Annotated in this window: 22 protein-coding genes; 10 read left to right on the top strand and 12 right to left on the bottom strand. The window is 47.9% G+C overall.

What is annotated here, in order from left to right; translation table 11 throughout:
* The first annotated feature begins 35 nt into the window (after positions 1 to 35).
* The 10 genes from DWV34_RS02540 to DWV34_RS02495 all read left to right on the top strand — a co-directional run bounded on the left by DWV34_RS02540 (position 36) and on the right by DWV34_RS02495 (position 6,639).
* Positions 36 to 554, top strand: a complete 519-nt coding sequence (locus DWV34_RS02540; protein ID WP_118475271.1) for a hypothetical protein — start codon at positions 36 to 38, stop codon at positions 552 to 554.
* A gap of 2 nt (positions 555 to 556) precedes the next feature.
* On the top strand, positions 557 to 901 hold the full coding sequence (locus tag DWV34_RS02535) for a DUF262 domain-containing protein (protein ID WP_243000798.1): 345 nt from the start codon (positions 557 to 559) through the stop codon (positions 899 to 901).
* Between the two features lie 91 nt (positions 902 to 992).
* Positions 993 to 1,487: an HD domain-containing protein gene (locus tag DWV34_RS02530; protein ID WP_029425405.1), complete on the top strand. Its 495-nt coding sequence runs from the start codon at positions 993 to 995 to the stop codon at positions 1,485 to 1,487.
* Between the two features lie 93 nt (positions 1,488 to 1,580).
* Positions 1,581 to 2,165, top strand: a complete 585-nt coding sequence (locus DWV34_RS02525) for a GrpB family protein (RefSeq protein WP_118475269.1) — start codon at positions 1,581 to 1,583, stop codon at positions 2,163 to 2,165.
* Between the two features lie 44 nt (positions 2,166 to 2,209).
* Entirely contained in the window at positions 2,210 to 2,704 is a 495-nt protein-coding gene (locus tag DWV34_RS02520; protein ID WP_118475267.1) for an AAA family ATPase, read from the top strand.
* 777 nt (positions 2,705 to 3,481) lie between these two features.
* Positions 3,482 to 3,802 (top strand): ArsR/SmtB family transcription factor, encoded by a 321-nt coding sequence (locus DWV34_RS02515; protein WP_118475265.1) that lies wholly within the window; start codon positions 3,482 to 3,484, stop codon positions 3,800 to 3,802.
* 100 nt (positions 3,803 to 3,902) lie between these two features.
* Positions 3,903 to 4,943, top strand: a complete 1,041-nt coding sequence (gene arsB, locus DWV34_RS02510; protein ID WP_118475263.1) for an ACR3 family arsenite efflux transporter — start codon at positions 3,903 to 3,905, stop codon at positions 4,941 to 4,943.
* Positions 4,943 to 5,941, top strand: coding sequence for a permease (locus DWV34_RS02505; RefSeq protein WP_118475261.1), 999 nt, complete (start codon positions 4,943 to 4,945; stop codon positions 5,939 to 5,941). Before arsB ends, DWV34_RS02505 begins: the two co-directional genes overlap by 1 nt.
* 14 nt (positions 5,942 to 5,955) lie before the next feature.
* Entirely contained in the window at positions 5,956 to 6,354 is a 399-nt protein-coding gene (locus DWV34_RS02500) for an arsenate reductase ArsC (RefSeq protein WP_118475259.1), read from the top strand.
* 57 nt (positions 6,355 to 6,411) lie between these two features.
* On the top strand, positions 6,412 to 6,639 hold the full coding sequence (locus DWV34_RS02495; protein WP_118475257.1) for a thioredoxin family protein: 228 nt from the start codon (positions 6,412 to 6,414) through the stop codon (positions 6,637 to 6,639).
* Positions 6,640 to 6,694: 55 nt separating this feature from the next.
* Here the strand turns inward: DWV34_RS02495 and DWV34_RS02490 are convergent, their stop codons facing one another.
* The 12 genes from DWV34_RS02490 to DWV34_RS02435 form a co-directional block, all read right to left on the bottom strand.
* Complete coding sequence (locus tag DWV34_RS02490; protein ID WP_118475255.1) at positions 6,695 to 8,263, bottom strand: recombinase family protein; 1,569 nt, start codon at positions 8,261 to 8,263, stop codon at positions 6,695 to 6,697.
* Positions 8,263 to 8,679 (bottom strand): integrase, encoded by a 417-nt coding sequence (locus DWV34_RS02485; protein ID WP_118475253.1) that lies wholly within the window; start codon positions 8,677 to 8,679, stop codon positions 8,263 to 8,265. The genes DWV34_RS02490 and DWV34_RS02485 overlap by 1 nt, the downstream gene beginning before the upstream one ends.
* Positions 8,680 to 8,683: 4 nt before the next feature.
* Positions 8,684 to 10,243: a recombinase family protein gene (locus DWV34_RS02480; RefSeq protein WP_118475251.1), complete on the bottom strand. Its 1,560-nt coding sequence runs from the start codon at positions 10,241 to 10,243 to the stop codon at positions 8,684 to 8,686.
* Positions 10,244 to 10,295: 52 nt separating this feature from the next.
* Positions 10,296 to 10,502, bottom strand: coding sequence for an SHOCT domain-containing protein (locus DWV34_RS02475; RefSeq protein ID WP_006291492.1), 207 nt, complete (start codon positions 10,500 to 10,502; stop codon positions 10,296 to 10,298).
* Between the two features lie 118 nt (positions 10,503 to 10,620).
* On the bottom strand, positions 10,621 to 11,592 hold the full coding sequence (locus DWV34_RS02470) for a GH25 family lysozyme (protein ID WP_118475249.1): 972 nt from the start codon (positions 11,590 to 11,592) through the stop codon (positions 10,621 to 10,623).
* A gap of 1 nt (position 11,593) precedes the next feature.
* The gene (locus DWV34_RS02465) at positions 11,594 to 12,007 is read right to left on the bottom strand and encodes a phage holin family protein (RefSeq protein ID WP_118475247.1); all 414 of its coding nucleotides are present in this window, start codon (positions 12,005 to 12,007) and stop codon (positions 11,594 to 11,596) included.
* Between the two features lie 79 nt (positions 12,008 to 12,086).
* Positions 12,087 to 14,525 carry a glycosyl hydrolase family 18 protein gene (locus DWV34_RS02460; protein ID WP_199485876.1) on the bottom strand — a complete coding sequence of 813 codons (2,439 nt, stop codon included), beginning with the start codon at positions 14,523 to 14,525 and terminating at the stop codon, positions 12,087 to 12,089.
* Between the two features lie 29 nt (positions 14,526 to 14,554).
* On the bottom strand, positions 14,555 to 15,133 hold the full coding sequence (locus DWV34_RS02455) for a hypothetical protein (protein WP_118475243.1): 579 nt from the start codon (positions 15,131 to 15,133) through the stop codon (positions 14,555 to 14,557).
* Positions 15,134 to 15,325 carry a hypothetical protein gene (locus DWV34_RS02450; RefSeq protein WP_118475241.1) on the bottom strand — a complete coding sequence of 64 codons (192 nt, stop codon included), beginning with the start codon at positions 15,323 to 15,325 and terminating at the stop codon, positions 15,134 to 15,136.
* Between the two features lie 13 nt (positions 15,326 to 15,338).
* On the bottom strand, positions 15,339 to 17,204 hold the full coding sequence (locus DWV34_RS02445) for a phage tail spike protein (protein ID WP_243000797.1): 1,866 nt from the start codon (positions 17,202 to 17,204) through the stop codon (positions 15,339 to 15,341).
* 663 nt (positions 17,205 to 17,867) lie between these two features.
* Complete coding sequence (locus DWV34_RS02440; protein WP_036696184.1) at positions 17,868 to 18,647, bottom strand: distal tail protein Dit; 780 nt, start codon at positions 18,645 to 18,647, stop codon at positions 17,868 to 17,870.
* A 1-nt stretch (position 18,648) separates the two neighbouring features.
* Entirely contained in the window at positions 18,649 to 21,369 is a 2,721-nt protein-coding gene (locus DWV34_RS02435; RefSeq protein WP_118475237.1) for a phage tail tape measure protein, read from the bottom strand.
* Positions 21,370 to 21,379: the final 10 nt, after the last annotated feature.

Genomic DNA, 21,379 nt, shown 5'->3' with positions numbered 1-21,379 from the left:
ATAATGACGTATTCTAAATGAACGGAGGTAAAATAATGCAAAAAAATATATCCTTTACAGTGGATTCAGATGTATATGAAAAATTTAATATGGCACTTAATTTGTCCGGGGAAACATCTGATGAGGCTGGTGAGGCCTGTCTCCGTTGGTATATTGCACAAGCATTTGGCAATGCATCGAAAGAATATACACCAAGAGTTGTGAAACAAACTGACAGCGGTTCCAGAGATTTCTACGGAAAAGCATTGCAGCGTATCCCTATGTGGGCAATGAAACCGAGTCAGTACAACCATAAAATTATAAAAGCCTTTTTTATGGCTATTGATATTGCAGGAGAAGCTACTCTGCCTATGATGGAGCGTCTGTGCAGTGATAAAGAGCGTCCTGATTTGTTTGTTCCTACTTTTAGAAATAACTATTCCCAAATGAAACTGGATGGACCAAAATCACACGGAAAAGTTTTTGAAGATGACGGAGAACGTGTCTGGGTTTGGGACGAGGTTGAAGACACCCTTGTGAAATATAAAGAAAGTTTCTACGTTGGAGAGGAGTAACCATGAGCGTTTTAATAGATAACAGCATCACTATATATGAGGCACTTGAACACATAAAAAATGGGAAGTATGTTATGCCTGCATTCCAAAGACAATATGTGTGGAGTATGGAGCAGATTGAAAAACTCTGGGACTCCATTCTTTTGGATTATCCTATTGCGACTTTTTTGTTTTGGCGCGTGGATGATGATAATGTTAGTTGGGATACTTATTTTTGTAATTTTATGTCTGAGGTTACATTTGATAGCAGAAAGCAGGCAGACAGTGTCAATCATGAGTTGAGTAATATCGATGTAAAAATGACCGACACCGCAGTTTTAGATAGGCAGCAGAGATTAACCTCTTAAATGCGCCATCCCATGATGTTGATTGTATCGACGAACAAAAAAATGGATAGATAGAACTAAAACACCTATAAGGTATAAATGGAGGCAATTTATGTTTAAAGAAAAAATTATTATAGAGATGAAAGAAGTATTCAAAGAAATTCCTTTTGGCATAGAGCATACTCTTAAAGTTTTGAAAAATGCAGAAGATATAATGAACGGAGAAAATATCGGAGAGGAAGAAAAAGAATTCATCAGTATTACTGCTATACTACATGATATTGGTGCGGTTGAAGCACAAAAAAAATACGGTTCTATTGATGGTGTCTATCAAGAAAAGGAAGGACCAGCAGTAGCGAAAGAAATATTAAAAAAGGTAGGCTATAACAAAAATATTGATAGAATATGCTTTATAATAGGCAACCATCATACTCCATCTAAAATTGATGGACTTGATTTTCAAATACAATGGGAAGCTGATTTGCTTGAAAATTTAACGGTTATGGATAAAGAAAAAGAACAGGAAAAGATAAAAAAGTGTATAGGTGAAAACTTTAAAACAAACACAGGAAAAAGGATAGCTTATAATCGCTTTATTTTAGATTAGTAGTAGATTATTACAGTTATGTATTTTATATCGCAAAGAAAAATAGTAGTTAAGTTTAACCCTAGATAATAAGCAGCAAAGGAGTGCGATAATATGATATCTAATAATACCTCCATGCCTACAACGGATGATGAGTTGCAAAAGAATACGGTTGGTGAGCTTAAGCCGCACAATGCACCGATCACTCTTGTTGAATACGATTCAAGTTGGCCTGAATTGTTTGAGCAGGAATCGAACCGGATTCATTCAGTACTCGGCAGCAAAGCGTTGCAAATAGAACATGTGGGCTCAACCTCGATTCCTGGGCTTTGTGCAAAGCCAATCATCGATATACTGTTGGTTGTTAAGGATTCTGCTGATGAGTCATCCTACGTTCCAGCGTTGGCAGCGGCCGGATATGTGCTACAGATTCGAGAACCTGACTGGTTTGAGCATCGTTTGTTTAAAGGACCGGATACCGATATTAATCTGCATGTGTTCAGTTTGGGCACATCAGAGATTGATAGAATGTTACGCTTCCGTGATTGGTTGCGGACTAATGATACTGATCGGGACAAATATGCACAAGTCAAACGAAGCTTGGCAAAGAATAAATGGAGGCATGTCCAGCACTATGCGAATGCTAAAACATCAATAGTACAGGAAATCATGAAAAGAGCGAATGGTAATAATACTTAAGGAGAGTGTCATGTTTTCTTGGTTTGTTATAGGAGGTTATATTAATGAAAAATACAATAGATAATTTGTCAAAAAGTAAAGTTATTTTAATGTGCGGCCCTGCGGGAGCAGGTAAATCAACACTAGCAAAAAAATTTGAAAGTACCGGGATGACAATACTATCTTATGATGAAGAATCATTCAAACGAGGTTTGAAAGAACATCCTTTACCTCAGGAGGTTTTAGAAGATATTAAAACCTATCTTGATGAAAAACTAATTTCACTTATCATGCAAAACATTGATATTGTTCTTGATTATTCATTTTGGTCTAGAGAAATGAGAAGTGAATATATTTCATTATTAAAGAAATACGACATAGAACCCAAAATCTATTATATAAAGACACCTAAGGAAGTTGTTATGGAACGTATTCGAAAAAGAAACGGAAATCATCAAAATGATATCATATTGACGGAGCAAACAGCTTCCACTTATTATGATCATTTTCAACCCCCAACTGCTGAAGAAGGTGAAGTTATAGTAGTCGAGGGATATTAATATTTTAGGCATGGAAATTGTACTAGATGATAAGTTTTGTCAAATTTTTTGAAAGAGATACTTCCAACAAGGGGATACTAGCTTCAGGTGATATCATTATTGTTATATCAGAGCAGGGGGTAGTATTGATTCAGCCAGAAGAATAAGTGGCGATGCAATGAAGACGATGAATGCATTATTGAAATTGCAGGAAAAAAACTTACTGAAATACGTTATATTTATTCTTTTGACAACTCTACTCAATCATGATTATGCAATTAGACACGTTTTTTTATCATGAATGGATATGTTCTCGTCTACCGATAGTGCCAAAAACGCAGTAGATATGTTTCCGCAAACGGCTCAAACAAGGAAACGGCTGTGGATTTGTTCCCATAAACAGAAAAATAGCAAAGACATTCAGCCTATCGTATCGAGCCACGTGGAGACGGTAGTATTGATGTCAAGGGTCGACGGCAAATAGCCGCGAAAGCCCGCTAATACTGCGGTTTTCGGACACTCGGGCAAATTTGGCATTGGGCAGCCAAAACGCTTCTCGGTAACTTATCGAAGGGCAATCTGGGTCAAAAAGTGTTAGAGTTGAGTTGCCACGATAGATGTCACTATGTTGAGTTGCCGAGTTAGATGTTGGGTAGTTGTGGCTGTGAGATAGATGTCGGAAAAAGGCTCCCACACTGCCATCAGAGTCGGGGAGTTTTTTGAAATAATATTATATTCATACATTGACAACTGTAAATGTGTGTGATATAATATGTATATCTCTCGGAGGTGAAAATCATGGGATTCAGAGAAGACGTCAAAAAAATAAAGGCACTCACAGATGAGAACCGCCTTGCGATCATGCTTGCTCTCCAGCATGGGGAGAAGTGCGGATGTGATCTGCTGGAGGAACTGAATATCACACAGCCGACTCTTTCGCATCACATGAAGATCCTTGCGGACAGCGGACTTGTAGATTACTACAAAGAGGGAAAATGGATGCATTACTCCATCTCCGCAGACGGGGTCAGGGAGTTCCGGGACATGATCGGTTCCTACGCAAGATGTGACTGCGAAACGGACGAGAGCGTATCCTGCGGATGCAAGAAAAAGGAATAATCAATATCTTTCATTAACATAGGCAGTCCCTTGGGATTGCCTATATAAAGGCCATAAACATAGATGCATTTCAATATATAAAACTAATGGAGGCGAAGTCATGAGCAATCAAAGCAAAGGCATAAATACATTTCAGCGTTATCTTTCTGTGTGGGTACTGCTCTGCATGGCCATTGGAGTACTGATTGGGCATTTTATCCCGGCTATTCCTGCCACACTCGGCAAATTTCAGATTTCCGGCATTTCGATTCCTATCGCTGTTCTCATCTGGGTCATGATCTACCCTATGATGATGAAAGTAGATTTTCAGAGCGTAAAACAGATTGGAAAGAATCCAAAGGGACTTCTGGTCACATGGGTGACGAACTGGCTGATCAAGCCTTTCACTATGTATGGAATTGCTTACCTGTTTTTGTTTGTCATATTCAAAACCTTCATATCACCGGGACTGGCAACAGAATACCTCGCCGGAGCTGTGCTTTTAGGAGCTGCTCCATGTACAGCGATGGTGTTTGTGTGGAGTACACTTACAAAAGGGAACCCTGCTTATACGGTTGTGCAGGTGGCCACCAATGACCTTATTATTCTGGTGGCATTTGTTCCGATTGTAAAATTCCTTTTAGGCGTTTCCAATGTGGCTGTTCCCTATAGCACCCTGTTCGTCAGCATCTTTCTGTTTGTAGTGATTCCGCTTGTGGGCGGCATCCTCACGAGGATAACAGTCACGAAGCAAAGAGGCGCGGATTACTTTGAGACCACGTTTGTCCACAAGTTCGACAATGCCACAACAATAGGTCTGCTGCTGACGCTGGTTATTATTTTCAGTTCACAGGCTGAGGTGATTCTGTCTAATCCGCTTCATATTGTGCTGATCGCGGTGCCGCTGACCATTCAGACATTTTTGATCTTCTTTATCGCTTATGGGGCAAGCAAGCTGCTGAAATTACCGCATGATATTGCGGCTCCTGCCGGGATGGTCGGTGCATCGAACTTCTTTGAACTTGCGGTGGCTGTGGCGATTGCACTCTTTGGCACGACAAGTCCCGCGGCTCTCGCCACTACAGTAGGCGTTCTGACGGAGGTTCCGGTCATGCTGATGCTTGTGCGGATAGCAAATAAAACGAAAGCGAGGTTTGCATAATGTGGACTTTTATTCAGGATCAGATCCTTGGGATGAAGTGGCTGAATGCCCTGATTGAGCAGTTGCTGCTGATGGTCGGACTTAATGTAGATAGTCGGATTGGCGGCAGTATACAGTTCTTCATTTATGACACAATGAAAATCACGGTATTGCTCTGTGTGTTGATCTTTCTGATTTCTTACATTCAGAGTTTCTTTCCTCCGGAGCGGAGCAGGAAGATCATGGGAAGATTTCATGGAATAGGAGCAAATATAATAGGCGCACTGCTTGGAACGGTTACACCGTTCTGTTCCTGTTCATCCATTCCAATCTTCATGGGCTTTACGAGCGCAGGGCTTCCGCTTGGGGTGACATTTTCATTTCTCATTTCATCGCCAATGGTGGATTTGGGGAGTCTTGTGCTTCTCACCAGTATCTTTGGCGTGAAGATTGCCGTGACCTATGTGGTGCTGGGTCTTGTCATTGCGGTTCTTGGCGGGACACTAATAGAAAACCTTCACATGGAAGATCAGATTGCTGATTTTATCCGCAATAACAACAGCAAGGTAGATATCGAGTCTCCGAATCTCACTGTCAAAGACCGGCTGATTTATTCCAGAGATCAGGTTGCATCCACCTTTAAGAAAGTGTTCCCTTATATCCTTATCGGCGTGGCTATCGGCGCGGTGATCCATAACTGGATTCCCGAAGGCTGGGTGGAAACCGTTCTCGGCGACAATAATCCGTTCGGTGTGATACTCGCCACGCTTGTCGGCATACCCATGTACGCAGACATTTTCGGCACGATTCCGATTGCCGAGGCACTTTTGGCAAAGGGAGCATTGCTCGGTACGATTCTCAGCTTTATGATGGCGGTTACCACGCTCAGCCTTCCGTCTCTTATCATGCTTAAGAAAGCGATTAAACCAAAATTGCTTGGAACGTTTATTGCCATCTGTACGGCCGGTATCATCATCGTCGGATACGGCTTCAATGCCATAGCGTACTTATTGGTGTAGAGGGGAAAAATTCAATGAACAAACCGAAAGTAGCATTTATCTGTGTTCATAACTCGTGTCGCAGCCAGATAGCCGAAGCATTAGGAAAATATCTTGCGTCTGATGTATTTGAGAGCTACTCTGCCGGAACAGAAACAAAACCTCAGATCAATCAGGATGCAGTACGCCTGATGAAGCAAATCTATGGCATTGACATGGAAAAAACGCAGCACAGCAAGGTTCTGTCAGATATCCCACCCGTAGATTTTGTTATTACGATGGGATGCAATGTTAAATGCCCATTTCTCCCTTGCAGGGAGAGATTTGATTGGGGCTTGGATGATCCAACGGGAGCAAGTGATGAAGTTTTTATCGAAACGATTCGGAAGATCCATACGAAAATTGTAGAGCTGAAAGAGTATATAGCACAGTGATTTACGGTTATAATTAAAAGAGTTTTTATAACTTTTTCGAACAGGAGGATAAGTAAAATGAATATTAAGGTTTTAGGCGGTGGCTGCAAAAGTTGTGAGGCACTTTTGAAGTCAGTAAAAGAGGCGGTAGCAAACAAGGGGATTCATGCTGAAATCGAGTACATCACCGATATGGAAAAAATCATGGGATATGGGGTGATGAGCATGCCCGCTCTTATGATTGATGACAAAATTGTTTCTGCAGGAAAAGTGCTGAAGGCAAAGGATGTAGAGAAACTATTGTAAGCAAAAAAGGATAAGGCTCCTCACTACTGATTGGGTTCAGTGGCGAGGAGCCTTTTTATGCTTCGATTTCGATTGCAATCCCTGACTTGAATTCCACGGTGAAGTGGTCGTTGAAGACGGTAATCTTCTCGATGAGTTTTTTGACCAGAGCCTCATCAAACTCTGTTATGTCGGTTTCCTGCTCGGAGATGAAGTCCTGCAGCTCCTTGATCCGGTTCATGGCTTCTTCCCGGTGGTGGCTGTCAAGCTCTGATTGTTCTTTCTGGTCACGGAGCCGGAAAATCTCATCAGCGATGGCATCGTAGTCCTGTTTATTGTTTGCCTTCTTGATGAGCTCCTTTTGCAGTTCCAAGAGCCTGCTCTGAATGCCGTCCGGTGAGAGGGTGTCAGCGTTGACCACAGCCTTGGCGATGTTCTGCTGTAAGGTTTTAAGAAACACGTCGCGTTCGGTGAGAAGCTGATTGAAGGCCTTGACCGTAATTTCCTGCAGCAGGAGCTCGTTCACCGTCCGATTGGTGCAGTTCTTTTCAGCCGAGGTCGGTTCCAGACGGCTGATGCAGCGCCAGACGATGGATTTGCAGCCGTGGTTGTTCCAGTGAACGCGCCGGTAAAGCTCACCGCAGTCACCGCAGAAAACCATCTGTGCAAAACAGTGATTGCAGGAGAAACTGCGCTTCTTGCCTGTCGGGCTGACGTGGACTACCCGGCGACGGACAAGCTCCGCCTGCACCTGCATGAAGAGGTCTTTTGGAATGATCGCTTCGTGATCGCCTTCGACGTAGTATTGAGGGACGGTGCCGTTGTTCTTGATCCGCTTTTTTGTTAAGAAGTCTGTGGTATAGGTCTTTTGAAGCAGCGCGTCACCCATATACTTCTCGTTCCGGAGAATTTTGTTGATGGTGCTGGTGTGCCATTTTTCTTTTCCTGCTCCGGTTAAAATGCCGTCAGCCATAAGACCGGCGGCAATCTTGTCCATGCTGGAGCCTTCGAGGTATTCCCGGTAGATGCGTTTTACGATTTCTGCCTGTTCCGGATCGATGACGAGGTTGCCGTTTTCATCCTTGGTGTATCCGAGGAAGCGGTTGTGGTTAACCTGAACCTTGCCCTGCTGGTAGCGGTATTGAAGGCCGAGCTTGATGTTCTCGCTCATGGATTGGCTTTCCTGCTGGGCAAGGCTCGCCATGATCGTAAGGAGCACCTCGCCTTTGGCATCCAGCGTGTTTATGGACTCCTTCTCAAAATAGACTGGAATGTTCTTGTCCTTGAGCTGCCGGATATATTGGAGGCAGTCGAGGGTGTTTCGGGCAAATCGGCTGATGGATTTGGTGATGATCATGTCGATGTTTCCGGCCATGCACTCCTCGATCATGCGGTTGAACTCGTCACGCTTTTTGGTGTTGGTACCGGAGATGCCATCGTCCGCAAATATGCCTGCCAGCTCCCAGTCAGGATTTTTCTGGATGTACTCCGTGTAGTGCGTGACCTGCGCCTCGTAGCTTGTTTCCTGTTCTTCAGAATCCGTACTGACGCGGCAGTAGGCTGCAACACGGAGCTTTTTCTGTTCAGATTGCTTTACTGTGTTCCCGACCTGCCTTTTGGCCGGGATGACCATAACATTTCCCATTAGATCGCCTCGCTCTCAATGAGGCTGTACAGGTATTCTGCCTGTAGCCTCGGATCTTCATAGTGTTGCTCTGCCGCTGCCATGCGAAAGCCGGTAGGAGACGCTGCAGGCTTTGAGTTCTTTTTCCTGTTCAGCCTGCCAAGTTTCCCGGCGCGTTCCAGACGGATGGCAGCAGCTTTATCGTAGGTTTCCTGATCGATGATGGCCGGGTAAAAATCGTCTCCGAGGTAGTGTCTGTTTTCCATCAGACGCTTTGCTGTGCCGTGGTAGGTTTCAATGCCAGCAGCGGCAGCAGCCTTGGCCAGAGCCATCCCGGAGATGTAATTCTTATAGAGCTTCCGTATTTTATTGGCTTCATCCTCTTTAATCGTGGCGCGGCCGTTTTCAATGCTGTAGCCGTAGGGTGTATGTCCCATGTTTTCACATCCTTTCCCGAAGCGTCAGACCGCATTTCAATTCAAAGCACACTTCATTTCTGGAGCGCACAATGATGCGGTTCACATATTCTTTAAACAGGGCATCATCGAATTCCTGAAGTATTCCACCTTTTTCTGTAAAGTGCAGAAGCGTTGTGGCTGCAGTAACCTTTGTTACATCTCCGGAAACGGCGTTTTTCAAGGCGTTAATCTCATCCCGGCAACTGTCCGCCTGCGAAAGCAGCTCGTTCGTTTCCTTGTTAAAAAGGATCGGGTCGATGATGCCCTGTGTCATGAGCTTTGTCAGCGTCTCGCGCTTTTCTGTGTTTTGCGCCAACAGGGTCTGTATTTCCTGAATGCGCCGAAGCGAGTCATCAGACGAAGTGTTTTTCAATGCGTCCACATATGGTTTTAGGATGATCCTGTGCGCGTAGACCAGCTTGTTCATCATGGTGACGAAAGCCTGCTTCAGATCATCGTCTTTTACAAAAAGCATGTGGCATTTATCTTTATCCTTGATGTGGGTACTGCAGCACCATGCGGTGTATTTGTATCCGGTGCAGCTGTGTATCCGGCGCTTAAAGGTATCGCCGCACTCGCCGCAGATGATCTTCCCGGAGAAGGTGTAGCGATTCTGGTATTTGTCGCTCCCTTTGACGACACCTTTTTCCGTTGCCCGCTGGTGAATAAAAGCGTGAGCAGCTTCAAAGTCCTCCCGGCTGATGATTGCCTCGTGATGATCCTTGACCATGTACTGTGTCTGCTCGCCGTGATTGTTGTGCCGGACAAAGCGTGAATCCGAGTACGTTTTCTGGAAAAGGCAGTCGCCGACATACTTCTCATTGGAGAGCATCCCACGAATGGTTGTGGCTGTCCAGCGTCCGTTTCGCTTGGTAGGAATGCCGCGCCGGTTCAGGTCATCCGCGATGGCGTGGGTGCCTTTGCCGGAGAGCAGCGCTGCGAAGATTTCTTTTACCACAGCCGCCTGCTCCGGATTAATTACCATCTGCTCGCCATCCCAATCGTAGCCGTAGGGTGGGTAGCTGACTTTATAGGTGCCGCTCTCAAAGCGTTTCTGGATTGACCACTTGCTGTTTTCTGATATGGAAACAGACTCGCCTTCGGCCATGCTGGAGAGAATTGCCAGAAACAGCTCGCTCTCCATTGAGCCGGTGTTGATATTTTCCTTCTCGAAATAAATCGGAATGTGCAGGGCGAGCAGTTTTCTTACCAGTTCTAAGCAGTCCGTTGTGTTCCGGCTGAAGCGGCTGATGGATTTTGTGATAACAAAATCCACTTTACCGGCCTTGCAGTCGTCAATGAGTCGTAGGAGCTCCGGGCGCTTGTCCTTCTTGGTGCCAGTAATGCCTTCGTCGTAATAGAGTCCAGCGAACTCCCAGTCATCACGGGATGTGATGTAATTTCCGTAGTGGGTTTTCTGTGCATCAAGGCTCTCAAGCTGGGCATCAGAATCCGTAGAGACGCGGCAGTAGGCGGCTACCCTGATCTTCTTGAGTTTAACTTTCGAGCTCGCTGTTTCCGCGATTTTCGTGACTTTTTTCAAGGGAAGTCCCTCCTTTCCGTACGTCTATACATCACTCTAAAGCGACTACATATCAAGGGATTTTCGGCATTATTTCCGCGAACAAGGGGGAGAAAGTTTCCCGATTGATGGCGGTTAATTTGTTGAATTCAGCCACAGAAATGAGGCCGTCATCGAGCATCTTCTTTGCGATTGTCTGCGCTCTGCGGTAGTCCAGATCGCCCTGAATCCGCTCTTGCGTGAAATATCCAGATTGAACATTTGTGATTTCGTCTGTCATAACATATCCACCTCCAGTTTCCACTGGAGATGAACTGCCTTTTTGAGCGGAGGAAAATAAAAAAAAGCCTGCGGGTATTCCGAAGAACACTCGCAGGCATAGTAGATTGGATATTCAGTTATTTCACTCTGATCTTCCAGCCGATCAGAATGAGGTTGACGTTTTTTATGAGCGTCGGGTTGAGATTCTGGATCGCCGAAACCGTGGTGCCGTATTTCTTGGCAATTCCAGAGAGGGTATCTCCGCTTTTTACAGTGTAATAAACAGGAGTAGATTCCTGCTTTTTCACCAGAGCATTGACCTTTGCCTGCACGGCAGAATAATCATACCCGGCAGCGGTGAGGCGTTCTTTGCGGTCAGTTCCGTTTCCCCATTTGCCGTCCAGCACCTCCTGCGCCAGCTCATCTACGGTCTTTGCCGGAGTGACCGGAGCAGGAGTGGCAGGCTTGCTGTCATCGGACACAGCCTTTGTAAAGCCGTTGAAGCCGCCGTTCTGGATAATGGCAGGATAATCCACATAGGCGTAGTCCATATCCACATTACCACTGATGCCGTCAACAGAACCCTTGGAAGAATACTGCCATATGCCGTAGTCGCCCTTATAGGAGCATTTGCTGGCATACTGCGCTACCCAGTGAGCGTAGGGCGTGAGTTTCGTGTCATCCATGCGCTCCTTGAAACCGGAAACAGCGGAGCCATAGATCCCGACGAAGTAACCGGCATCTTCCATAGTTTCACAGAAAGCAATGGTGGCCTCAGTGATTCCGGCTTTGGCAGAAGCGGGCTGCGCCTCGTTATCCATATAGACCGGGTATTCCAGCTGCTTGCCCTTCAGGATTTGCAGGAAGCGCTCAGCGTCTGCTTTTCCGGCGGCAGCAGTCACGCAGTCCTTTCCGACAAAGTAATAAGCACCGATTGGGATACCGGCAGCCTTCGCGCCTTTGTAATTTGCTTCCCATTTGCTGTCCGTATAAAAACCGGCATCGGAGCCGCCAGCTTTGATGATGGCAAACTCGATAGCGGCCTTTTTGACCTTATTCCAGTCAATGGTTCCCTGCCAATGACTGACGTCTATTCCTTTTCTCGTCATATTATTTTTCCTCCTCATCGTGACGGTCGTGGAGCTGCTCCAAGACCTCCTTTAATTTCTCCGGTACCGGCAGGCCGAGATGTGCTGCGTTCTCCGTCAGTGACAGGCCTTCATTGGACAGGTAGAAGAAGATGATCGCCGTGCGGAGCACTCCCGGATGGCCGAGTACCTGAACATCAATGACGTTTCCGATGCCTACCAGCAGGAAGATCAGCACCTTGCGGCAGATTCCCTTAAAGCCGACCTCGCTTGAGAGCTTTTTGTCTACGATGGCACATATGATGCCGGTAAGGTAGTCGCAGGTCACAAAGATCACCAGAGCAATCAAGAGTCCGTCACAGCCGCCAAGGAAATAGCCAAGCCATCCTCCGACAGCGGCAAATACCAGTTGGATCGTGTTCCAGAATTCTTTCATGAGAAAATCCCTCCTTTGTGCAAAATAAAAGCCGCCTGCATTTTGCAGACAGCCTCGTGAACTGTATCCGTGTATAAAGTTATATCTGTTTTGGCAGCGCTTCCCAGAGCCGCATATCTTCCTGCCCCAGCGACCACATGGCAAAGCCTCTCACTCCCCAGCGGTAGGCCGCTTCGTTTGCCCAGTAAACGAGCGAGTCCACATCCTGATAGTAGAGGATGGAAAAGCCGTCTGCGTCTCCGAGAAAGAGCCTTGCTATCCAGATGTCGATATCCTTTGGCGTGATGGTCACCGTATAATCGTTCCCACAGGTCAGGGCAAGCTCATGGGAGTGGTAGAATTCATAATCCAGCGAAATACTCTCGCTGCGAGTCGCATCCTCCTCGATATCCGAGGTCAACGTAAACACCTGAAATTCCGTATCCCACGTGGCGTTCGACCGGCTGATCCTGCCATACTGCGTAACTGTGCCGTCCGGGAAGGTAACATCAAAGCGTTCGTATGGCTCGTAAGTCCACGCATCGCCAAGGCGGAGCAGCTCGCAGACCGTCCGGTTATCTGATCGGTATCCGGCATAGCCTCCGGAAAAGCCGCTGACCGTAGCAGTGAAGCGAAGCGTATAGGAAGATCCGGAATAGACACGCACCTTGTTTCCACGGATACGCATCTCGACTGTGTACATGGATGGATTGGTACGAAGGTCGGCGTTTGCTGTCCGCTCTATGGTCTGGCTGTAGCTGCCAAGGAGCGTGCTGCCGTTATAAAGCTCCACAGCCTGAGAATCATAATTCAGGCAGCAGAACAGATCCCCGCAGAATACTCCGGCCTTGGCACTTCCTGTCGCAGGAAAGGCCAGCCTTGCCCGCAGGTGAATATCGGAAAAACCATCGTATTGCCATGCGAGCTTTCCGGAGCCGTCAAGCTGGGAGTAAACGCGGCTTTCGGAATATTCATCTTCGCGCCATACAGTCCAAGAGCCTGAAAGCGTCGTCCAGTAGTTTGTTTGCAGCACACCGTAGTCCCGGAAATCCTCATACCAGATGAGGGCAGAGTCTGGCTTTCGCCTCAGCATTTCGCAGGTGAGCTTGAAAGCTCTGTCCGGCTGACACTCGTTGCCGTCCACGTCGATAAAGTGGCGTGGAGAGAGCGTAAAGGTCGCAGTGCCTGCAGAGGGAGCCTCCGAAAAGCTGCTGCAAACACGGTAGCCGTAAAACTGTACGCCTTTTACATCAACGGATATCACGATGGTGTGCGTTCCGGCAGATAGTGAAATGCTGCTGGCGAGCGTCGTCCAGAAGGTGCTTCTCCAATATGGCCACCAGAGCCTGCTTTCCGTAAAATGCGTCGTGTTGCCGTCAATCGAAACATAAATGCCGTTTTTATCCCAGAAGGGATAGCAGAGCCGGATGGCAATGTCGTAGGTTCCGGCGCTTGAAACGGAAAAGGTATATGTGGCAGAGCCAGCATCACCGAGAGTGGCCACGCCGTTTTCAAAGGATACAATGCCGGAGTAGGAGCTTGTCGTTCCATCCGCATCCACATAGATGGTGCCGAACTCAGCGTGTTGTTCTTTGCTGTAAGCCGTCAGATAATGCCGCCTGTTATAGGTTCCGTTCATCAGAGGATACTCATAGCTTGTGGCGTCTCTGCCTTCCATGAAGTCGTAGACCTGCGGAAGCGCCCAAGGTACCATATCGTAATCATCCCAGTATGCGAGGATCGGGATGAAGGGCTGCGGTGGGGCATCATCTGTAAAATTGTACTGCCCGGTCATCCAGTTCTTTGCCGCATAGTAGGTATTTGATGTGCCGCGATAGGTTTTACCGAGGTTTGCAGGAAGATCATAAATCTGCCAGTTCCAGCCGTATGCGGGAAGGCCGAAGAATATCTTCTCCGGATTCATGACCGTGACCGCGTAGTCGTAAATGCTCTCCAGCCAGTCCCTTGGAGAGACAGCGCCGGGAGCAGAACCTGCCCACGCCATGCCATAGCTCATGATGGCTGCCGTATCGCAGTAAGCGTTGAGGTCGCCGTAAACGCACCAGTTTTCACCTCCGACCGAGCCGTTGATGGAATTCATACCCGGCAGGCAGATATTCATGAGCTTGCTGCTGTCATAACCTTTTACTGTGTTATAGATATTCCGAAACATCGCCGTAGAAGCAGCGTGCGTGGAATATCCGTCGCCTTTCTCAAGGTCAATGTCGATGCCGTCGCACCACGGGTATTTTTCCATAATGCGGACGATCTCCGAAAGGAAAGTATCCTGAGCACCGTCTGTGTTATCCCGGAGAGCGGCAAAGATGCTGTTTGTGCCATCGTTGGATATCGTCAGGAGCCATTTGATGTGCGGCCATCGGTTGATGTAGGTCAGCATATTGGAAATGGCCACGCCGCTTTCCGTGATGATACCGGTGCGCGATACCTTAAAAGAAAAGAGACCTACCTGTGAGAGGCGGTCTCCATAGGCGGCAAGTGCCTGATACATTCTGGAATTGCCCATGAATGTCCAGACCATGCATTTGCGGCCTTTCAAATAATCATAGCTCACAGGGCATCACCTCCGTCCTGCATTTCCTGAAATTCCACATAGATTCGAGCCGACTTTTTATCCTCGACCGTGATTGGGTGCTTGCTGTCACCGGCAGCTGAGTATTGGAAAAAGCCGTCCTTGGCTGTTGCAGCGCCGTTCTTCAGGCACTCCCTCGTAGAAGCGAAAAGGTCAAATTCATCACCGGCGGCTGCAGCTGCTTTGAAAGTCGCCTTATGGGCACCTTCACCCAGCGCAAGCGAAATACTCCCGGCAGCCATCGTCTGAATCGGATAGACCTTGTAGTCAAGACCGGCAGCCGTGGAACCGAGATTGAAGATGACGCAGGTTGCAGCAGAGCGGACGATGCCGTTATAAAATCTCTTGCCTGCTTTCGCATCATCGCCATCATATTTTTCTAGAAGTTTTTCGGTATTGATGACAAAGCCTGTGACTTTATCGCCTTCCTGCAGCATCAGATCGGTAAACCAGACCGAACCGGTGCAATCTGTGATGGTGGGCTTTACCGTAATGTTTACGACGCGCTTAGCCTGCTTTTTTGTAATTGTCTCTGTAAAGCGTGTAAACTCCGGCATTTATCCATCCTCCGTCCATTGAATTTCTGATACATGTCCTACCCAGCCGGTCGCGATGGAGCCGCCCTGCAGGAGCATATCTGTGATATAGACTGTACCGGTGCAGTCTGTCACGCATACCCGTATGGTGATCTTCGTAACGCGGCCATACTGAGGAGAGATATCCTGTGCCACGTGTGTAAATGAAGCCATAGAAATCCCTCCTTCAGATCAGGTCTATAAATCGTGTTTCCGATGTTCCGTCCTCGTATTCAAATGTCACCTCAATGCCCACCTGTCCATTCGTACCTTTTGAGAGATTCTCGGAGGCAATCTGCGCCGAAAAGGTATAGCACTGCCGGTTGGCGGGCGTGATGGTCTGTGAAAGACTTTTTGTGGTATTCAGCGCACCTTCGCATTTGAAGGAAGCCGTGCCGGATACGCCATTATCTGCATCCACAGCAAATCCGGAGTTTTGCCAGTAGGTAAGGCCGGAATCTGCTCTGGAATTACGCAGGTGATTAAACGGCACCAGATCCTTCATTTCCTGACTGTCTATCAGATCGGTAGACTCCAGCGTATCGGCTGCGCTATCCCAGCGTGAGGAGGAATCGCCCAGCTCCCGGAGGGTAGTGGAAAGCTCCAGCACCGTATTCCAAGGCTCTTGCAGGTTGTATTCCCTACGGACGATTCTGGTCTTTACAGACAGGTTCAGGTCGTCATCCTTCACCATGACCGTATCGCCCAGCTCCCATGTTTCATGTTCATAGCCGGTTAACACCGACAGATCCATCGCCTTTAGTACATAGGAGATACGAGGAGATGCATAGTCCGCCAGACGCATGTTGGCATATTCCAGCATCTGATACGGATTGGTGAAGTTCGAACAATCCAGCGTAGCAATTCGTATTTCGGAAGTATAGGTCGTGTCCTGCACATACTCGTTGCCGCCATTGATCGAGGCAAAGGTCATGCCGTCCTTGCCATAGGCGTAAAGCTTTGTAATCAGGCTGGTTGTATCAACGACACGCTGAATGGACTTCATATTTTTCTTGTAGCAGAACAGCACGCCGGAATCCTCACCGGAGAAGGTCAGGAGCTTCACGATTCTGTTTGCGTTATCAAAAATCAGGTCGCCGCCGTGAATGTTCTGTACTGCCCGCAGGATCGCCAGCGCGTTTTTCTCAGAACAAGTCCAAGTACGCTTTGTGGAGACATTAACCGTGCCCACATCCCAGTCAGTTCCCTGAAGAGCATAAGCTATCGGCGCATCTGCCGTGTCCGCGTTAAAGGTAATCTCATCCTTTTTCACGGAGTAGGCAAGATCATAGAACGCCGCCTCCGCATAGACCGTGGTGATGGCCTTGCCACTTTCTTCCTTGTCGTCCGTAATCGTGCGGATGCGATAGGTGTCGCTGACAATACGCACGGCCTTTTCGTTATCGATATAGGCGCGTTTGCTGTCCTGAAACGGCAGCTTAAATTCCAGCTCATCCACGCCGTTGATCTCACTGGTCACGATGATGTCATAGGCGTTATCCAGCACAGCTTCCACATTCCCGTCTGAGTCCAGAATGACCGGTCTTGCATAGCCAAGTTTGGTATAGAGCGGCTTTGGATTATTGTACAGACTGATAGATATCAGCGTAGGCGTCCTTGCTGTATTTGTGGTAGAAAGCGTGACGCGATATTTGATGTATTTCTTTGCAGGAGATTCCAGCTCGCCGTTTGCACCGACAGCCTGCCACTCTGTCCAAGTGGAGAGGTCATCTGAGGTGGCCGTTTCCACAAGCGAGATAGAGGTCTCTCCCGGAGAGTAATCTGCTTTTACAGAAACTCTGCCGTTGCCAGTCACGCCACAGTCCTTTGCTGCAGTAATGAGCTGTCCGCTTGACGGATAGACAGAGTCTGTAGCTCGAAGCGTAACGACATCCGCTGTCGTCAAAGCGTCCACATCACCGGTCAGATCTGCACCGTTTGCGGAGAGCGATTCCAGAAAATATTCTTCAAGGTCATCGGCGGTTAGATCAGAATCACAGTCGAGGAACCAATCATCAAAGCCGCCTGCATACCAGTAGGAGTCTGCGTGCATTCCCCAGATGAGGTCAGCCACGCAGCTACGATTCAGCTCTCCGGTAAAGGTCAACACATTTGACTGCCAAATCGTGCCGGAGCTCTTATCGCCAAGGATATACTGTGCTGTCTTGGCATTAGGCTTGATCACACAGGCGATAAAATACCAGTAGCCGTTTAGCAAAGAGAATGATGGCGTTACCGATGTATCGAGGATCAGGGAACCGGAGGAGTTATACAGCATAATTCTCGGTTTTCCTCTGATCAGCGACAGATAGAAAATCGGCTGTCCAGAACCATAGCGGGTATTCAAGATCGGAGTATAGGTGTTGCCGACTGAATATGTCGTGGGCTTCATCCAGCCGCCGACCACGATGGTTTCACCGAGGCTTGAAAAGATGCTGCCGTCGTTTTCTACCTTCAGGTAGGTTTTCTCCGATGAAGGATTATTGATGTTCATCTGAAAATAGCGACCGAAATTGCCAGTTTTCATATCTGCGGTTGTTCCGCTCCAGTTATGAATATATGCCTTGCGATCCTTCCCGGAGGAATCCGCCAGATAATCATCTGCATCCGGTTCGGACTCGTTAAAACGCCAGAGACCGTCGGGAGCCCATGCAGCCGGGAACTCGCCGGTGAAGGCATCTTGGGTATTCAATATATTTTTAAGAGCCATGCAATATCACCTCCAGCGGCTTCTGGCTTGAATGTTCAGTTCCGTAAATGTTGTACTCGTACCGACCACAGCAATCACGATGGTATTATCTCCCGTATTTAAGACCGGGAAATTCAGCTCCGACAAAAGCGGGAGACCGTTTCGGAGGGTTTCTCCATTAGAATCAACTACTTTTGCCGTCATCAGATCGGAGTCAATAATCAATGTTTCTCCGGCGGCAAGCCGTCCAATGATCTGAAGCTCGCTGCCGTTTGTGGTTATGGAGATATACGAGTCCGTCCCGGAAGGAATTACACCCGTTAAGGAGTAGACCGGGTAGGACTCGATATTCCCAAGAGTGCGAGACGCGGTAAAGGTTCCGGTTTCCGCAAAATCAAAGGTCTCGTCTGATATGGCATAGCCATAAGGGTCTGGGCAGAAAAATTCCAGATCAAAGGTGCAGGAATTACGGACTGCCCGGTCAAAGGAGAATCCGGACGTAAGCCTTGCTTCATACACTCGTCCCGGTTCCTTGTCCAGAATGAGCTGGCAGAGGCCGTTGTCCGGATTCAGCCATTCGATAATATCGTCCTTTTTTGAAAGAAACTGCTCGTCTGTCTTTCCCGGAGGAATGAAGCAGGAAATCAGTATCTTTCGCTCAGATACCGTTTCTCCAAAATCAAATACACCGTGCCGTCCGGGCATGGTGATCGTGTTGTTTCTAAGATCCGGCATACGGTATTCGTTTGTAATTCTTGTCGCAAGTCCCATAGACTGGGAGGTTGTTCCGTTAAATGAAAATCCCATGTTACACCAGTCCTTTCGCCCTGCGTCCGGCAGTCAGAAGAGTATTGAGCTGCTGAGAAATCTTCCGGATATCGTCGTCGCTTCTGACACTCATTTCCTCGATATTGATGAGAGGCTGGTCGCCTGAAACACTGAGGGTAGCGCCGCTTACTGCATCCTGAATCATGGAGCGCAGCGAGCTCACACCGACCACAGCTTCATCACCGGCCTCACCGCCGCCAAGAAGTGTGCCTCCGCTCTGGCCGAAGATGGTCGCATCCTTTAAGATCATGCCGCCGGACATCGCCTTCTTATACCAATCCACAGAAAAGTGCGGTATGGATGGCGGGTTCAGCGAAAAGCTGCCTGTGATGGAGAAGTGCGGCAGCTTGATCTTCGGCAGGCTCCAGCTGAAATTGAATACGTTCTTTAGCTTGTTTACGATGCCGGATACCGTGCTCCAGATGGTATTGAACACATTCGATATGGTACTCTTGATCCCATTTACGATATTGGACACCGTGCTCTTGATCGCATTGAAGCCGTTACTGATGCCGGACTTCATGGTATTCACCACATTCATGACCGCGCTCTTTATACCGTTCCAAACGGAAGTGGCTACGCTCTTTACGGCATTGAAAATCGTAGAGGTCGTAGTCTTGATGGCATTCCATGCGGTGGTGATGACCGTCTTTATGGCGTTCACGACAGTTTCAACAGCTGTTTTTATCGCGTTCCAAACAGTAGTAACCACGGTCTTTATCACGTTCAGGACGGTTTCGATGATCGTCTTGTAGATATTGAAATAGGTGGTCACTACAGTTTTGATTGCATTGAAAATGGTTTCAAAAAAGCTCTTGATGCCATTCCAGATCGTAGAGATAACCGTCTTTATGGCATTCATCACGGTTTCAACCGTAGTTTTTATCGTATTCCAAGCTGTGGTAAGAAAACTGCTGATTGCATTTGCCACAGTGGTGAAGGTGTTCTTTATTGCCTCCCATATACTGACGAAGAAGTCCTTGATCGCCGTCCATACAGTAATGGCAATCTCCTTGACCTTTTCCCAGAGGTTGATCCAGAATTCTCTGAAGCCTTCGCAGTTGTTCCACAGGTAGATAAACGCAGCTACCAGCAGGCCGATGGCCGTAATGATCAGGCCTATCGGATTTGCCGCCATGACAGCATTCAGACCAGCCATCGCCGTCTTTACTCCAGCCATAGCAGTGGTAACAGTAGGAATAATTGTTATAATCGTCCCAACAGCGGATATAACTTTGCCGACGATTACAAGTACCGGCCCGATTGCAGCAGCCACGAGTGCAATTTTTACGATCATCTGCTGCATAGGCTCTCCGAGGTTGTTCCACCATTCGGCGAGGGATTTCAGCTTGTCAGAGAGCTCTTTAAGGACAGGAGCGAGAACTGACATCAGGGAGTTGCCGACCTCCGCACCGGTTTCCTTCAGAGAGTTCATGGTCATCTGAAACTGGTCAATCGGGTCGAGTGTCTCATTGAAGGTATTCTCGACACTGCCTTCAAAATCTCCGAGGAAGCCGGAGAAATCCGACAGGTTGAGCTTTCCGGTCTGCACGGCATTATAAATGGAGGCACCGGCCTTACTTCCGAAGAGGTCATAGGCCGCCTGCAGCTTTTCTGCATCGCTTCCGCTTCCCTGCATGGTAGTGGAGAATTCCGCAAGTGCCTGATCCAGCGTTTTGCCGTCTGCCGTTGCATTCTTCATGGCTGTCTTTAAGCCCATCATGGCGGCAGATGTATCAAGGCCGGACATTTCCACCATGCCCATAAAGCCAGCGGCCTGCTGGGCAGTGAGTCCCATTTCCTTCAGCTGCGCGGCATTGGAGGAGAGGGCATTTGCCAGCGTGTCCATATCAATGCCGGTGGCCTGACCGGTAGCGTTTAAGGCATCCAGAAGATTATCTGCCTCGGAAGCGTCCATGCCGAAGGCGTTCATGACGGAGGATACATTGTCGATTGATGTCGAAACATCGGTATCATTGAGCTGGGCAAACTTGATGAATTTTGCCGAGAGGTCATCCAGCGCCTGCCCGGTCAGGCCGAAACGGGTGTTGACCTCGCCGACAGCAGCACCGGCAGTTTCGAAGTCCGTCGGTATCTCCGTGGCGAGGTCTTTTACGATCTGGCACATATCCTCCAGCTCATCGCCGGTAGCACCAGTTTTCTGTGCAACGATGTCGAGACCAGCATCCACCTCGTTAAAGGCAGCAATGGAGGCAGCGCCGATGGCGACAATGGGAGCCGTTACATGCGTAGACAGGCTCGTGCCGACATCCGATATTTTCCCGCCGACCTCCTGCAGTTTAGAGCCGGTCGCCCGGAGTGTTGCCGTGATAGAAGTATCTGTTTCCCGACATTGCTGTTCGAGGTTTTTGAGCTCGTTTTCGGTCTCTATGATCTCACGCTGCCATGCATCATATTGCTGCTGGGTGACGGTACCGTTTTTTAGTCCAGCATCCATCTGGTCTTGCACGGACTTCAGCTGTGTGAGCTTTTCCTTCGTTTCGGAGACTGCCTGTTGTAGGAGCTTCTGTTTCTGTTCGAGCAGCGTGGTATTTGTCGGGTCGAGCTTCAGGAGCTTGTTGACATCCTTCAGCTGCGACTGTGTTGATTTGATTTCCTTGTTTACACCGGATAGGGCTTTGGAAAGGCCGGTCGTATCGCCGCCGATTTCCACGGTTATGCCTTTTATTCTGTCAGCCATGCGATGACCT

It is taken from the genome of Anaerostipes sp. AF04-45 (genome assembly GCF_003461725.1).
GTDB classification, from domain to species: domain Bacteria; phylum Bacillota; class Clostridia; order Lachnospirales; family Lachnospiraceae; genus Anaerostipes; species Anaerostipes caccae.
This window is presented reverse-complemented; position numbering and strand designations above follow the sequence as displayed.

What these genes read in the sequence shown, in the direction of transcription:
- DWV34_RS02540 (WP_118475271.1), top strand. Translation starts at nt 36, where the DNA reads ATGCAAAAAAATATATCCTTTACAGTGGATTCAGATGTATATGAAAAA.
- DWV34_RS02535 (WP_243000798.1), top strand. Translation starts at nt 557, where the DNA reads ATGAGCGTTTTAATAGATAACAGCATCACTATATATGAGGCACTTGAA.
- DWV34_RS02530 (WP_029425405.1), top strand. Translation starts at nt 993, where the DNA reads ATGTTTAAAGAAAAAATTATTATAGAGATGAAAGAAGTATTCAAAGAA.
- DWV34_RS02525 (WP_118475269.1), top strand. Translation starts at nt 1,581, where the DNA reads ATGATATCTAATAATACCTCCATGCCTACAACGGATGATGAGTTGCAA.
- DWV34_RS02520 (WP_118475267.1), top strand. Translation starts at nt 2,210, where the DNA reads ATGAAAAATACAATAGATAATTTGTCAAAAAGTAAAGTTATTTTAATG.
- DWV34_RS02515 (WP_118475265.1), top strand. Translation starts at nt 3,482, where the DNA reads ATGGGATTCAGAGAAGACGTCAAAAAAATAAAGGCACTCACAGATGAG.
- arsB (WP_118475263.1), top strand. Translation starts at nt 3,903, where the DNA reads ATGAGCAATCAAAGCAAAGGCATAAATACATTTCAGCGTTATCTTTCT.
- DWV34_RS02505 (WP_118475261.1), top strand. Translation starts at nt 4,943, where the DNA reads ATGTGGACTTTTATTCAGGATCAGATCCTTGGGATGAAGTGGCTGAAT.
- DWV34_RS02500 (WP_118475259.1), top strand. Translation starts at nt 5,956, where the DNA reads ATGAACAAACCGAAAGTAGCATTTATCTGTGTTCATAACTCGTGTCGC.
- DWV34_RS02495 (WP_118475257.1), top strand. Translation starts at nt 6,412, where the DNA reads ATGAATATTAAGGTTTTAGGCGGTGGCTGCAAAAGTTGTGAGGCACTT.
- DWV34_RS02490 (WP_118475255.1), bottom strand. Translation starts at nt 8,263, where the DNA reads ATGGGAAATGTTATGGTCATCCCGGCCAAAAGGCAGGTCGGGAACACA.
- DWV34_RS02485 (WP_118475253.1), bottom strand. Translation starts at nt 8,679, where the DNA reads ATGGGACATACACCCTACGGCTACAGCATTGAAAACGGCCGCGCCACG.
- DWV34_RS02475 (WP_006291492.1), bottom strand. Translation starts at nt 10,502, where the DNA reads ATGACAGACGAAATCACAAATGTTCAATCTGGATATTTCACGCAAGAG.
- DWV34_RS02470 (WP_118475249.1), bottom strand. Translation starts at nt 11,592, where the DNA reads ATGACGAGAAAAGGAATAGACGTCAGTCATTGGCAGGGAACCATTGAC.
- DWV34_RS02465 (WP_118475247.1), bottom strand. Translation starts at nt 12,007, where the DNA reads ATGAAAGAATTCTGGAACACGATCCAACTGGTATTTGCCGCTGTCGGA.
- DWV34_RS02460 (WP_199485876.1), bottom strand. Translation starts at nt 14,525, where the DNA reads ATGGTCTGGACATTCATGGGCAATTCCAGAATGTATCAGGCACTTGCC.
- DWV34_RS02455 (WP_118475243.1), bottom strand. Translation starts at nt 15,133, where the DNA reads ATGCCGGAGTTTACACGCTTTACAGAGACAATTACAAAAAAGCAGGCT.
- DWV34_RS02450 (WP_118475241.1), bottom strand. Translation starts at nt 15,325, where the DNA reads ATGGCTTCATTTACACACGTGGCACAGGATATCTCTCCTCAGTATGGC.
- DWV34_RS02445 (WP_243000797.1), bottom strand. Translation starts at nt 17,204, where the DNA reads ATGCACGCAGACTCCTACTGGTATGCAGGCGGCTTTGATGATTGGTTC.
- DWV34_RS02440 (WP_036696184.1), bottom strand. Translation starts at nt 18,647, where the DNA reads ATGGGATTTTCATTTAACGGAACAACCTCCCAGTCTATGGGACTTGCG.
- DWV34_RS02435 (WP_118475237.1), bottom strand. Translation starts at nt 21,369, where the DNA reads ATGGCTGACAGAATAAAAGGCATAACCGTGGAAATCGGCGGCGATACG.